The 13350-nt window shown below is 64.5% G+C and carries 13 protein-coding genes; 6 read left to right on the top strand and 7 right to left on the bottom strand.

The genetic code is table 11. The features are described from left to right. Positions 1–6 precede the first annotated feature (6 nt). The 7 genes from BLW05_RS11675 to BLW05_RS11645 all read right to left on the bottom strand — a co-directional run bounded on the left by BLW05_RS11675 (position 7) and on the right by BLW05_RS11645 (position 8299). Positions 7–753: an SDR family oxidoreductase gene (locus BLW05_RS11675; protein WP_093162693.1), complete on the bottom strand. Its 747-nt coding sequence runs from the start codon at positions 751–753 to the stop codon at positions 7–9. A 4-nt stretch (positions 754–757) separates the two neighbouring features. After that, on the bottom strand, positions 758–1591 hold the full coding sequence (locus BLW05_RS11670; protein WP_093162691.1) for an acyl-CoA thioesterase: 834 nt from the start codon (positions 1589–1591) through the stop codon (positions 758–760). Positions 1592–1669: 78 nt separating this feature from the next. Beyond that, a complete protein-coding gene (locus BLW05_RS11665; protein ID WP_093162690.1) occupies positions 1670–2869 on the bottom strand; it encodes an acetyl-CoA C-acyltransferase in 1200 nt (399 codons plus the stop codon). Positions 2870–2880: 11 nt separating this feature from the next. After that, positions 2881–5280, bottom strand: coding sequence for a 3-hydroxyacyl-CoA dehydrogenase/enoyl-CoA hydratase family protein (locus tag BLW05_RS11660; protein ID WP_093162688.1), 2400 nt, complete (start codon positions 5278–5280; stop codon positions 2881–2883). Between the two features lie 31 nt (positions 5281–5311). After that, positions 5312–5746: a DUF2147 domain-containing protein gene (locus tag BLW05_RS11655; RefSeq protein WP_093162686.1), complete on the bottom strand. Its 435-nt coding sequence runs from the start codon at positions 5744–5746 to the stop codon at positions 5312–5314. 5 nt (positions 5747–5751) lie between these two features. Next, the gene (locus BLW05_RS11650) at positions 5752–7548 is read right to left on the bottom strand and encodes an acyl-CoA dehydrogenase C-terminal domain-containing protein (protein ID WP_093162685.1); all 1797 of its coding nucleotides are present in this window, start codon (positions 7546–7548) and stop codon (positions 5752–5754) included. 67 nt (positions 7549–7615) lie between these two features. Beyond that, positions 7616–8299, bottom strand: a complete 684-nt coding sequence (locus BLW05_RS11645) for a TetR/AcrR family transcriptional regulator (protein WP_093162683.1) — start codon at positions 8297–8299, stop codon at positions 7616–7618. Positions 8300–8777: 478 nt separating this feature from the next. On the opposite strand from BLW05_RS11645, the gene BLW05_RS11640 reads away from it, so the two are divergent. The 6 genes from BLW05_RS11640 (at position 8778) to BLW05_RS11615 (ending at position 13029) form a co-directional block, all read left to right on the top strand. Next, positions 8778–10154, top strand: coding sequence for an AAA family ATPase (locus BLW05_RS11640; RefSeq protein ID WP_093162682.1), 1377 nt, complete (start codon positions 8778–8780; stop codon positions 10152–10154). A 300-nt stretch (positions 10155–10454) separates the two neighbouring features. Then, positions 10455–10682: a hypothetical protein gene (locus BLW05_RS11635; protein WP_143044817.1), complete on the top strand. Its 228-nt coding sequence runs from the start codon at positions 10455–10457 to the stop codon at positions 10680–10682. After that, on the top strand, positions 10679–11557 hold the full coding sequence (locus tag BLW05_RS11630) for a metallophosphoesterase (RefSeq protein ID WP_093162679.1): 879 nt from the start codon (positions 10679–10681) through the stop codon (positions 11555–11557). The genes BLW05_RS11635 and BLW05_RS11630 overlap by 4 nt, the downstream gene beginning before the upstream one ends. Continuing rightward, positions 11554–11937, top strand: a complete 384-nt coding sequence (locus tag BLW05_RS11625) for a hypothetical protein (protein WP_093162678.1) — start codon at positions 11554–11556, stop codon at positions 11935–11937. Before BLW05_RS11630 ends, BLW05_RS11625 begins: the two co-directional genes overlap by 4 nt. Positions 11938–11940: 3 nt before the next feature. Further along, positions 11941–12771, top strand: a complete 831-nt coding sequence (locus BLW05_RS11620; RefSeq protein ID WP_093162676.1) for a metallophosphoesterase — start codon at positions 11941–11943, stop codon at positions 12769–12771. Between the two features lie 72 nt (positions 12772–12843). Continuing rightward, positions 12844–13029 carry a metallophosphoesterase family protein gene (locus tag BLW05_RS11615; protein ID WP_093162675.1) on the top strand — a complete coding sequence of 62 codons (186 nt, stop codon included), beginning with the start codon at positions 12844–12846 and terminating at the stop codon, positions 13027–13029. The last annotated feature ends 321 nt before the right edge of the window (positions 13030–13350 follow it).

Raw genomic sequence — 13350 nt, 5'->3', positions numbered from 1 at the left:
GTCTCCTCAGAACTTCTCGGACCACGGCCGCAGATCGAGCTCATGGGTCCAGGCATCGCGCGGCTGCGAATGCAGCATCCAGTAGGCATCGGCGATGTGCTCGGGGTTGAGGATGCCATCCTGCGACTTCAATGCATAGCGCTCGGGGAAATTGCTGCGAATGAACTCGGTGTCGATCGCGCCGTCGATGATCGAGTGCGCGACGTGGATGCCGCGCGGGCCGAGTTCGCGTGCCATGCTCTGGGCCAACGCCCGCAGGGCCATCTTCGCGCCCGAGAACGCGCCGAAGTTCGCACCGCCGCGCAGCGAAGCGGTCGCGCCGGTGAAGATGATGGTGCCGCGGTGCGCGCCCTCGGGCAACTCGCGCGCCACCATGCGCTGCGCCACTTCGCGCCCGTTCAGGAAGCCCGAGAAACAGGCCATCTCCCACACCTTGAAATACTTGCGCGCGGTTTCCGTCAGGATGCTCTCCGGCACGTTGGCACCGATGTTGAACACCAGCACTTCGATCGGGCCGACGGTGGACTCGATCTGCTCGATGAGCGCGACGACCTCGTCTTCCTTGCGCGCGTCGCTGGCGAAGGCATGCGCCGTGCCGCCCTCGGCTTCGATCTGCGCGACCAGCGGCTGGAGCTTCTCCAGCGTGCGACGCGTGACGCAGGTGGCATAGCCCCCGCGAGCGAACCGGCGGGCGATCGCGCCGCCGGTCGCATCGCCCGCGCCGACGATCAGTGCTGCCTTGGTGGATGCCATTGCTTCACTCCTTGAAGTAGACGATCTGGTTGCTGGTCGCCAGCAACGCACCAGTCTCGCTCCAGAGCTGGGCCGCCTGGTCGAAATAGCCGTTGCGGAACTGCTGCCCCGTCGCGCGGCCGAGCAGGTAGCCACTGCCCACCTGGGCGAGCAGCGATGCGTCGGTGTGAAAGTAGGTCGTGATCGACACCGTGCCGATCGGCACCGGCGTGGCGCGCCGGAGCCAGACGCGCGGATAGAAGGTGTCGCTCAGCGCGGCGAGGGACGCGAAGTCGAGCGGGCGCACCGGATCGTCGCGCAGCCACATGAGCGTTTCGCTGTGGTCGCCGGTGCCGTCCCAGCGCGACGGAATCTCGCCGCTGATCGGGCGCATCTCGTAGCGCTGCAGCCATGCGACGCCACGCGGCCCGATCGAAAGGCGCGAAACTGCCTCCGGCGCAGGCACATCGGGCATCGGCAGATCGTTGGCACTCCAGGTTTCGCGGCGTACCGCGGTGACCACGGTGCCGGTGGTCGTCACCTGCAGATGCCCTTCGGCATCCGCCTGCGACATGGTGATGGTCCAGTGCTGCGTCGAGCGGTTGGTGCGTACCGGCACCGCCTGGACCTCGAACGCTCCGGCGCCTACGGCAGCGGCGTAGTTCACGGTCAGCGCCACAGGGTCGCCGAGCAGGTCGGGATGCTTCAACACCGACTGCAGCATGATCGCCGCCGTCGTACCGCCGAAAGGGCCGACCATGTTCCAGTAGTCCTGGCCCATGATGCCGGTGAAATGCCCCGCCCGGATATCGCTGTGCACCAGCGCGAGGGTCTTGTCGAGGGGATGCGTTGTCTTCATGGCGCTCAGTGTGCCTCCGTGACAAAGAGCGGCGCAGTCGTCTAGGAGACGCCGCGCCTGCTCACAAACCCTGAAAGATCAGACGCGTTCGAAGATCCCTGCCGCGCCCTGCCCCATGCCCACGCACATCGTGACCATGCCGTACTTGAGCTTCTTGCGCTGCAAGGCATGCACCACGGTCGCCGAACGGATCGCACCCGTCGCGCCCAGCGGATGGCCCAGCGCGATCGCGCCGCCCATCGGGTTGACCTTGGCCGGATCGAGGCCGAGCGTGTTCATCACTGCGAGCGATTGCGCCGCGAATGCCTCGTTGAGTTCGAACCAGTCGATCTGGTCCTGCGTGAGGCCCGCGTAGCGCAGAGCGGCCGGGATCGCCTCGATCGGGCCGATGCCCATGATGTGCGGCGGCACGCCCTTGCTCGCAAAGCTCACGAAGCGCGCGAGCGGCTTCAGGTCGAACTGCTTGCAGGCCTTCTCGCTCGCGATGATCAGCGCGCCCGCGCCGTCCGAGGTCTGCGAGCTGTTGCCAGCCGTGACGGTGCCGCGCGCGGCGAACACGGTGCGCAGCTTGGCGAGGCCTTCGATCGTGGTGTCGGGGCGTGCGCCTTCGTCGAGGTTGACGGTGCGCTTCTTCGTGATGACCTCACCCGTCGCGAGATCGGGAATGCGGTCCGTCACTTCGATCGGCGTGATCTCGGCCGCGAACTCGCCGGCCTGCTGCGCCGCGAGGGCGCGCTGGTGCGATTGCAGCGCGAAGGCGTCCTGCGCCTCGCGGCTGACCTTCCACTGCTGCGCGACCTTCTCGGCCGTGAGGCCCATGCCGTAGGCGATGCCCACGTCGCCGTCACGCTCGAAGATCGACGGCGACAGCGAGGGCGAGTTGCCCATCATCGGCACCATGCTCATGCTTTCCACGCCGGCCGCGATCATCACTTCGGCTTCGCCGACGCGGATGCGATCGGCCGCCATCTGCACCGCCGAGAGGCCGGAAGCACAGAAGCGGTTGACCGTGATGCCGCCGACGCTGGTCGGCAGGCCCGCGAGCACCGCGCCGATGCGCGCCACGTTCAGGCCCTGCTGCGCCTCGGGGATCGCGCAGCCGCAGATGATGTCCTCGATGACTTTCGGGTCGAGGTTCGGCACCGCCGCGAGCGCCGACTTCAGCGTGGTCGCGAGCAGGTCGTCGGGACGGTAGTTGCGGAAGTAGCCGCGATGCGACTTGCCGATCGGCGTGCGGGTCGCGGAGACGATGTAGGCGTCTTGAATTTGCTTGCTCATGGTGTGTGTCCTTAGTTGCGCACGGGCTTGCCGGTGCTGAGCATCCCCATGATTCGCTCTTGCGTCTTGGGATGCACGATGAGCGAGCAGAAGGCCTTGCGCTCGAGCGTCATCAAATACTCTTCGGTGACCAGCGAGCCGGCATCGACGTCACCGCCGGTGACGACTTCCGCGATCAGGCTCGCGATGTGGAAGTCGTGCTGGCTGATGAACCCGCCGTCGCGCATGTTCACGAGCTGGCCCTTGATCGTGGCGGCACCGCTGCGGCCCGCGACCTTGAACTGGCGGCGCAGCGGCGGTCGCCAGCCGGCATCGGCCATCGACTTGACCTGCTGGAGCGCGACGTAGAGCAGCTCGTCCTTGTTCGGCACGATCACGTCGCTCTCGAGCAGGTAGCCGAGCTTCTTCGAGTCGAGCGCACCGGTGCCCACCTTGGCCATCGCGGCGGCGGTGAAGCCTTCAGTCAGGAAGGGCAGGATGTCGGTGCCGGTCGAGGCAGACGCGTTCTCGGCGGCGCGGCGCGCGATGTAGGTCAGGCCGCCCGCACCGGGGATCAGGCCGACGCCGACTTCGACGAGGCCGATGTAGCTTTCCATCGCCGCGACCCGCTTCGCGGAGTGGACTGCCAGCTCGCAGCCACCGCCCAGCGCCATGCCGCGCACGGCCGAGACCACCGGCACGTTCGCATAGCGGATCTTGAGCATGACCTTCTGCAGCTCTTCTTCTGCCGCCTCGACCGCGCCGATGCCGGCGACGACGAACGCGGGCAGCATGGCTTGCAGATCCGCGCCGACCGAGAACATCTCGTCGGGCGACCAGATGACGAGGCCCTTGTATTCCTTCTCGGCAAGATCGACCGCCGCCGTCAGCCCTTCGGCCACGTCGGGGCTGATGGCATGCATCTTCGAGTGGATGCTCGCGATCAGCACCTCGCCGTCGAGCGTCCAGGTGCGCACGTCGCCTTCATCCTGGATCGTGGTGCCGGCCTTGTTCGCGTCCGGCGCATTCGCATCGAGCACGCTTTCGGGGAAGAGCTGACGCTCATGCACCGGCAGGCGGCGCTGCGGCACGAAGGCGTTGGCCGATGCGCTCCACGAGCCTTGCGGCGTGTGCACACCACCGGCTTCGGCCACCGGGCCTTCGAAGGCCCACTTCGGCAGCGGCGCGCTCGACAGAGCCTTGCCGCTGTCGATGTCTTCCTGGATCCAGGTCGCGACCTGCTTCCAGCCGGCTTCCTGCCAGAGCTCGAATGGGCCTTGCTTCATGCCGAAGCCCCAGCGCATCGCGAAGTCGATGTCGCGTGCGCTCTCGGCGATGGTCGCCAGATGCACCGCCGCGTAGTGGAAGCTGTCGCGCAGGATCGCCCACAGGAACTGGCCTTGCGCGCCTTCGCTCTCGCGCAGCAGCTTCAGGCGCTCGCCGGCCGGCTTCTTGAGCATGCGACCGTAGACCTCGTCGGCCTTCTCGCCCGACGGCACGTATTCGCCCTTCGCGAGATCGAAACGCAGGATGTCGCGCCCGGCCTTCTTGAAGAAGCCCGCCTTGGTCTTCTGGCCGAGGTTGCCCAGTTCGAGCAGCTTGGCGAGCACCGGCGGCGTGGCGAAATTCGGGTAGAACGGATCGGTCTTCTCGTCGAGGTTGTCCTGCAGCGTCTTGATGACGTGCGCCATCGTGTCGAGACCCACCACGTCCGCTGTGCGGAAGGTGCCCGAGCTCGCACGGCCGAGCTTCTTGCCAGTGAGATCGTCGACGACGTCGGGCGTGAGACCGAACTTCTCGACTTCCTTCAAGGTCGCGAGCATCCCGGCGATGCCGACGCGATTGGCGATGAAGTTGGGCGTGTCGTGCGCGCGCACCACACCCTTGCCGAGCGTGCTGGTCACGAAGGCTTCGAGCTGGTCGAGCACCTGCGGCTCGGTGGTCGGCGTGTTGATCAGCTCGACCAGGAACATGTAGCGCGGCGGGTTGAAGAAGTGGATGCCGCAGAAGCGCGGCTTGAGCGCCTCGGGCAATGCCTCGCTGAGCTTGGTGATCGACAGGCCCGAGGTGTTCGAGGCCAGGATCGCGTGCTTGGCGACGTGCGGCGCGATCTTCTTGTAGAGATCGAGCTTCCAGTCCATGCGCTCGGCGATCGCCTCGATCACCAGGTCGCATTCGCCGAGCTTGGCGAGGTCGTCTTCGTAGTTGGCCTGCTCGATCAGCACTGCATCGGCCACGTCGCCGAGCGGCGCGGGCTTGAGCTTCTTGAGGTTGTCGATGGCACGGCTGACGATGCCGTTCTTCGGGCCGTCCTTGGCCGGCAGGTCGAACAGCACGACCGGCACGCGCACGTTGACGAGATGCGCTGCGATCTGCGCGCCCATCACGCCGGCGCCGAGCACGGCGACCTTTTTCACTTGGAATCTGGACATGGTGTGTTGCTACTTGATTGAGTGGCCGCGCTCACTGCGCGCGGTTCCAGGTTTGAGTGCGCCAGAACGGGCCCAGATAGCCGCGCACTTCCAGCTTCTTGCCACCGTCGATGGGTGTGAAGCTTGCGCGGTATTCCTTGCCGTTTTCGGGGTCGAGGATCTTTCCGCCTTCCCAGACGTCCTTGCCCTCGGCCTTCTTGCCGCCGCGGATGATCTCGAGGCCGACCATCGGCTTGCCCTTGCGGTCGTCGGTGCACTCGTCGCAGGCGGCATCCGGCTTCGCATCCTTGCGGAGCGTCTTCTCGATGCGGCCCTGCAAGCCGCCGCCCAATTCGGCGATGCGGATCTCGGCCTTCGATTCGCCGGTCTTGTCGTCGACGCTGCGCCAAAGCCCCAGGGGGCTCATCTGTGCCATCGCCGACGCACAGCCGGCAGCGAGGAAGATCGATGCGAGCAAGGACTTCATGGCGTTCAGGCCAGCGCGGCGTCGGTGTTCATGAGCGGTGCGCTGCCGGCGCGCGCGGTGCGCATCAGCGTCGCGGTCTCGGGGAACAGCTTCGCGAAGTAGAAACGCGCCGTCTGCAGCTTGGCCTGGTAGAACGGGTCGGCATTGCCGGCGGCGATCTGGCGCAGCGCGGTACGCGCCATCAGCGCGAACAGGTAGCCGAACACGAAGTGGCCCGCGACACGCAGGTAGTCGACAGCAGCGGCGCCGACTTCATCGGGGTTCTGGAAGCCCTTGAAGCCGATCTCGGTCGTGAACTTGGTGAGCTGGTCGCCGAGGATCGCGATCGGGGTGATGAACTCGCTCATCTTCTCGTTCACGCCTTCTTCTTCCACCAGCTTGCCCACGAGCTTGCCGAACTTCTTGAGCGTCGCGCCGTTGTTGCCCAGCACCTTGCGGCCCAGCAGGTCGAGCGACTGGATGGTGTTGGTGCCTTCATAGATCATGTTGATGCGGTTGTCGCGCACGAACTGCTCCATGCCCCATTCCTTGATGAAGCCGTGGCCGCCGAAGACCTGCATGCAGGCGTTGGTCGAGATGTGGCCGTTGTCGGTGATGAAGGCCTTCACGATCGGCGTGAGCAGCGCGACGAGTTCGCCGCTGTCCTTGCGGACCTTCTCATCGGGGTGGCCGTGCTCTTTGTCCAGCAGCAGCGCGCACAGCGATGCGAGCGCACGGCCGCCTTCGGCGTAGGCCTTGGCGGTCATGAGCATCTTGCGCACGTCAGGGTGCACGATGATCGGATCGGCTTCCTTGTCCTTGGCCTTGACGCCAGAGAGCGAACGCATCTGGATGCGGTCCTTGGCATAGGCCAGCGCGTTCTGGAAGGCCACTTCGGTCAGGCCCAGCGACTGGTTGCCGACGCCCAGGCGTGCGGCGTTCATCATCACGAACATCGCGGCCAGGCCCTTGTTGGGCTCGCCGACCAGCGTGCCGACCGCCCCTTCGAGCACCATCTGCGCGGTGGCGTTGCCGTGGATACCCATCTTGTGCTCCAGGCCACCACAGTAGATGCCGTTGCGGCTGCCGATCGAACCGTCGGCCTTGACGTTGAACTTCGGCACCACGAACAGGCTGATGCCCTTGCTGCCCTTGGGCGCGTCCGGCAGGCGGGCGAGCACCAGGTGGATGATGTTCTCGGTCATGTCGTGCTCGCCGGCCGAGATGAAGATCTTGTTGCCGGTCAGCTTGTAGGTGCCGTCGGCCTGCGGTTCGGCCTTGGTGCGCAGCATGCCGAGGTCGGTGCCGCAATGAGGCTCGGTCAGGCACATCGTGCCGGTCCATTCGCCGCTCGTGAGCTTGGGCAGGTAGGTCTTCTTCTGCTCGTCGGTGCCGTGTGCGGCGAGGGCTTCGTACGCGCCGTGCGAAAGACCGGGGTACATCGTCCAGGCCTGGTTGGCCGAGTTCAGCATCTCGTAGAACTGCTGGTTCACGACGAACGGCAGGCCCTGACCGCCGAAGGCGGGGTCGCACGAGAGCGCCGCCCAGCCACCTTCGACGTACTGCGCATAGGCTTCCTTGAAGCCCTTGGGCGTCTTCACTTCATGCGTGGTCTTGTCGAGCACGCAGCCCTCTTCGTCACCGCTGATGTTGAGCGGGAAGGTCACTTCGGAGGCGAACTTGCCGCCTTCTTCGAGCACCGCGTTGATGGTGTCGACGTCGACTTCCGCATGCCGGGGAATGGCCTTGAGCTCTTCGGTGACGTTCAGCACCTCGTGCATCACAAACTGCATGTCGCGAAGAGGCGGGGTGTAGGCGGGCATGTGGAGATCTCCGGAAGTGAAAGTGAAAAGTTGGAAAAAGAGGGAAAAGCGGGTCAGACCGCCGCGTTCAGCGAACGGTCTTCAGACGACGGTCTGCCGGCTCGGCAACGACGCCGGGCGCGTCCGCCGATGCGGAGCGCGCGAGGATGTTGTCGAAGCCGGCGTTGGCCCGGGCCAATGATTCGGGCGAGCGCAGGAAGCGCGCCTCGTAGTGCAAGGCGAGGATGAGCGCGTGGATCTCGAAGGCGATCTGCTTCTCGTCGGCATCCTCGCGAAGATGGCCTTCGGCCTTGGCCTGTACGACCGCGCGGTACATCGCGGCCAGCCAGGTGTTCACGGAATCGGCCAGCGCATCGCGCACCGGACCGGGCCGGTCGTCGAACTCGACCGCACCGCTGATGTAGATGCAGCCGGAATCGATCTCGGCCGAGGTGCGCTTCATCCAGTTGGCGAACAGGGCGCGCAGCCGGGGCAGCCCGCGCGGCGCATCGAGTGCTGGATAGAACACTTCCTGCTCGAAGCGCGCGTGATATTCGCGCACCACGGAGATCTGCAGTTCCTCGCGCGAGCCGAAGTGGGCGAAGACGCCCGACTTGCTCATCTGCGTGACCTCCGCGATCGCGCCGATCGACAGCCCTTCGAGACCGATCTGCGCGGCAAGATTCAGGGCCGCGTCAATTATGACGGCCTTGGTCTGCTGCCCTTTCTGGGGCGCGCGGGCCGTCTTGGCGGGGGCGGGGCGTGGGGACATCGAGCAGTTAAGAAATAAAACGAACGATCGTTCTATTTTGCAGGACTTTTCCCCCGTCAGAAAGCGGAAAGACCTTTAATTGTGTCAGCCTTTCTGGGCCGCTGAACTTCCGCCGTCGATCTGTGAGGGCCAGCAATAGCGGCTGGCTCTCTTCGTTTCAGCAGGTTGCTCCGCAGATTTGCTGTAGCCAGCACTTCTGAATCGGGCCGCGCGCTGTGGGCGATTTGCGACAACGCCGCTTGTGCTCCGCCTCGCCTAACTCCTAAGATTGCTCGCACTCCTAAGACATTTTTGATCTCGCCATGCTGAACTGCCCTACCACCATCGAGCGCCTGACCGGCGTGCGGGTGGGCGCGCGCATAGCGATTGGCTCGCGCACCTCGAAGCCCAATTCGATGCAGATGTTGAACCCAGCGATGCCTCACTTCATTTCCCAGTCTTAAGGAGCTGATTCATCCGGCTCCATCAGGAGCCCAGAATGGTCAGCAAGAAGAAGCCCAACAGGATCCCGCCAGGTTACGGCGTCCACCGAAACGCGATCGGTCCGGAAGATCTCCCAAGGGACGTTCATCTGTTCGTGCCAGCGACGCTGGTCGAGCAACTGGAACTCGAAGCCCTCGAGAGAGAACGACTGGCCTGCGAGGAAGCGATTCGTGCACGAACCGCGGCCGACGCTGCGTACAAGGCGAGGCGCCTGGCTGAGGAAGAACGGATCAAGGCGGAGAACGCCGCCAAGCCGCCCGCTACACCAGCCCGCTCAACGCTGACACCGTTCCAAGCCGCTCAAGCACTGACGGTGCCCGAGGAGTTGCCGCCCGCTCCACCCGGAACCGTCGCGGTGTTCGAATGGGAAGCGGCGCGCGAGCGCTTCCATTCGCTGAAGAACGCTCCGGCGAGCGGTGACAAGGACGTCGTGGCGCGCGACCTGAGGCATTTCGCCAAGGCCATGGCCGATGGTCCGTGGCGCGCGGTCGCAAGGCCCATCGCTTGGCGCGAGCATCTCGAGCAACTGGCCCTGGACATGCCAAACTTCGCGCCGGTCGTGGACGCGGTCAGGCGTGCGTTCGCGCTCGCTGACCTGACGGGGCGACCACCAGTCCTTCCGCCCTTGCTCTTGCTCGGTGCCCCGGGGGTCGGCAAGACCCATTTCACCCACCGGCTGGCCCAGACGCTGCAGACGACGATTCATCGCCAGGCCTTCGACAACCCGCAGTCGAACTCCGGCCTGCGCGGCTCGGAGCGGCATTGGGGAAACACGGCCGTCGGGGCCCTGTGGGAACTGATCGTTCTCGGCACGAAGGCCAATCCGGTCGTGTTGCTCGATGAGATCGACAAAGGCGAGCAGGGCGGCAACAACTACCGCCCGGTTGATGCGCTGCTCACCCTGCTCGAGCCCGTCACGGCCTCGAAGGTGAAGGACATGAGTGTCGACTTCGAGTTCGACGCGAGCCATGTGATCTACGTGGCGACCGCCAACGATGCGCGGCGCATCAGCGCGCCGGTGCGGTCTCGCTTCCTCGAATTCTTCATCGAGGAGCCGGATATCGATGGGCGCCTAGCCTTGGCGCACAGCATCTTTCAGGCGACCCTCGAGCACCTGGTGCCGGTTGAAAGCGTGCGCGTCGAATTCGCGCGCCCAACGGATCTGCAGATCTGCCGACTCGCGTGGCTGACGCCGCGACAAATCCGCATGGCCTGCGAGCGGGCCTTGGGTGCTGCCGCCTACGAGGGGCGACGTCACTTCGAGGACTCTGACTTCGACGTGCCGGCGGTAGCGGGTGCGGCGACCTCTCCAAAGCCGAAGGGCTGCGGCGGTGACGGCGACGAGATCTCGGTCTTTGTGGTCAGGAGTTGAGATGGACACAGTCGAAACGCCGGCAGGTCCTTTGCAGGCGCGGTTCCCCTACACGTTCCCGCTTGGGGGCGAGGATCGGCGAAGGGCCTATGTGTTCTTTCGAGGCTGGACCCCGCGCTTTGCGACGGCATGCGAACAAATCGATGCTGTCCTGGGCGCAGACAAACGAGGCTTCCACTGGACCAGGATCAGAGAGAAGTTTGGTTCGCCCAGCCTTGCGTATTGGATGGAAACCCGGCGAAGTCCGCCATCAATATCCACAGGACAGCCGAAGTGCGCCGCGAGGAGTGTGCCTCTAGAGTGAACTTCGACCCGGTGGCCGTGACCATTCACGAACTGATCCTCCAAACTGAAGTGGAGCTGAGGTCCGTGTGCATCGTCTGCGGCGCGGCATCGGAGATCAACAACGACCAGGGACCATGGGCGTCACTCTGCGCCGAGCATCGTGTTGCAATGTTTGCCGAAGATCCTTTCGGCTTGGAGGGGGCCGTCTGGGCCGCGGCACGGTTGAGAGAGCCAGCACGATGAGACTGCTGATCCTCTCCGACCTGCATTTGGAGTTCGCGCCGTTCGAGCTGCCGAAGGGCTTGGACTTTGATGTCGCGATCCTGGCTGGGGACATCCATTCGCCCGGGGCTAAGGCCGTGCGCTGGGCGGGGGAGCGCACGCGCTTTGGCGGCAAGCCTGTGGTCTACGTTCCCGGCAACCATGAGCTCTACGACACCCGAATGGACCAGGGACTGACAGAAATGCGCGCGGCGGCCTCCGCGAACGGCGTGCACCTTCTCGACGGCGACCAAGTCGTGATCAATGGCGTGCGCTTCCTTGGCGCAACGCTCTGGACGGACTTCGAGCTTGCCATCGGGACAGTCGAGGGTCGTGCCGCGATGGATCTCGAGCGAACCTTGCGCCTCGCATCGAACTCGCTCAACGACTACACGCTGATTCGCACACCCGACGACTCGGCCGAACCCGAGACTTGGCGCAGCAGGCAAGGACGCCGACTCCATGCGGCCGACACCCGGCAGATCCACCTCACACAGCGTGAGTGGCTGCGGAAGGCGCTCGCGGAAAAGTTCGCCGGGCCAACCGTCGTCGTCACGCACCATGCGCCACACCGCGGCTCGCTCGCGGATCGGCACGCGAGAGACTGGGTATTCCGATCCCGCGTGAGCGAACTCCCGGCGGACCTGTTCGAGGTGCCCACCCTCTGGGTTCATGGGCACATTCATCAGAACTTCGACTACCGCGTCGGCTCCTGCAGGGTTGTCACGAACCCGCGCGGCTACGTGCGATGGGATGGTGCCATGGAGAACACGGCCTTCGATCCGGGTTTGGTCGTCGAGCTACCGGGCGATCGCAAGGATGGATTCACGAATGCAATGGGAGGATCCGTGAAATGACCGCAATCCCACAAGACCCACCGACGCTACTCACTGACGAGGATCGCCAGAAGATCCGCGCCTTGGCGCTTCAATACCCGCGAAGGACAACACCCGAGGATCGGTATCGCGCGTTGCTCGAAGCGGGCGAGTTGCTTGCCGCAATCGGCTTCAGACCCTACGACCACCATGCGCTTTTCGGGACACGCCTGCCGGAGCATCTTCAGCAACTCGCCAGATCGGCATTGGCGAACTTTCCCCAACCCGGCGAGCTCTTGAGCCTGTTCGAGCAGAACCTGCCTTTGGAGGCTTGGCTCCGATTGCCGCCGGACGTGCTCGAGAAGTTTCGCCAGCCCCTGAATTGGTCTAGCGATCGCAATGACTCCGACAGCGATTTCTGAGATATGAAGTTGCTGATCCTCTCTGACCTCCATGCCGAATTCGAAACTTTCGAGTCGCGCAAGGACATTGACTACGACGTCGCCGTTCTGGCGGGCGACATCGTCGCGCCCGGCCGCTTCGTGGCGCGCTGGCTGCGCGATCCCGCGCGCGTTGGAAGCTCGCCGATCGTTCAGGTTGCCGGCAACCACGAGTACTACGAATCGGTGATGGAACAGGAACTGGCCGAGATGCGTTGCCAGGCCCAGGAGCACCAGGTGCACTTTCTTGATTGCGACGAAGCCGTGATCGATGGGGTGCGCTTCCTCGGTTGCACCCTGTGGACCGACTTTGGCCTTCGGATAGACAGTGAAGGATTTCCTGGTCAGCCTGTGCGCAAACTGTCAGATCGGCACCGCGCCATGACCGAGAGCGGGCGCTATCTCGCCGACTATTCCTCCATTCGGGTTGAGGCTCCCAAGACCTCGAACTCCCGTGGCACGCGGCGGCTCACCCCCATGGACACGCTGCTGATCCACAGGCGGCAGCGTTCCTGGTTGCGCAAAAAACTTGCCGAGCCCTTTGCTGGCCCTACGGTGGTCGTGACCCATCACGCCCCGCATCGGAACTCGCTCGCGCCCCGCTACGCTAAGGATTGGTCTTCCGGAGGATTCGTCAACGAGATGCTGCCCGGGTTTTTCGAGGTGCCCGTACTTTGGGTTCATGGACACACCCACGACAGCTTTGACTATCGGGTCGGCAACTGCCGCGTCGTGAGCAATCCGCGCGGCTACATGAACTGGCATGGGGACTTCGAGAACGCGCAGTTCGACCCCGGTTTGGTAGTGGAGATCTGATCCATCAACTGCTGATCCTTTCGGACCTGCATCTGGAGTTCGGTTCCTCCAGTTCCCGATGTCGAGTTCGATGTGGCCGTCCTGGCTGGCGATATTGCGGTACCGGCGACCAAAGCGATCCACTGGATCCGTCGGGCGGCGAACTTCGGCGAGATCAAGCCAGTGATCTTCGCGCCTGGCAATCATGAGTTCTATGCCGGTGCGCCGTCCAGTGGACTCGCGAACATGCGCCAGTCGCCGCATGGCGCTAACGTCTAAGCGCTCCACTGCAGCGAGGAGATGTTGATCGCGTTCGCTCCCTGGGCTACACGTCGCGGAGCGCCTTTGCGCTGCGGAACGACGCACCCGATGGCCCCCTTGCCCAGACGTGCAGCGCGGCGGGCGAATCTGGAACGATGATGTCGGACCACCGAGCGATCCGAATCCTCCAGAGTCGTGAAACCGACGCCGCGCTCGAAATTCGCTGCCACACGAAGGAGACGCGGGCTCATCACGCACTCGCGGGCAAGCGGAAGCATCGCGATTCACCAAGCTGCGCAGCTTCCTGCAACCCAGGAAAGCGCGCACAAGACGCGGCAC

Source organism: Variovorax sp. YR216 (genome assembly GCF_900107745.1).
Lineage (GTDB): Bacteria > Pseudomonadota > Gammaproteobacteria > Burkholderiales > Burkholderiaceae_C > Variovorax.
Note: the sequence above shows the minus strand (reverse complement) of the source record. Positions and strands in the feature narration are given on the sequence as shown.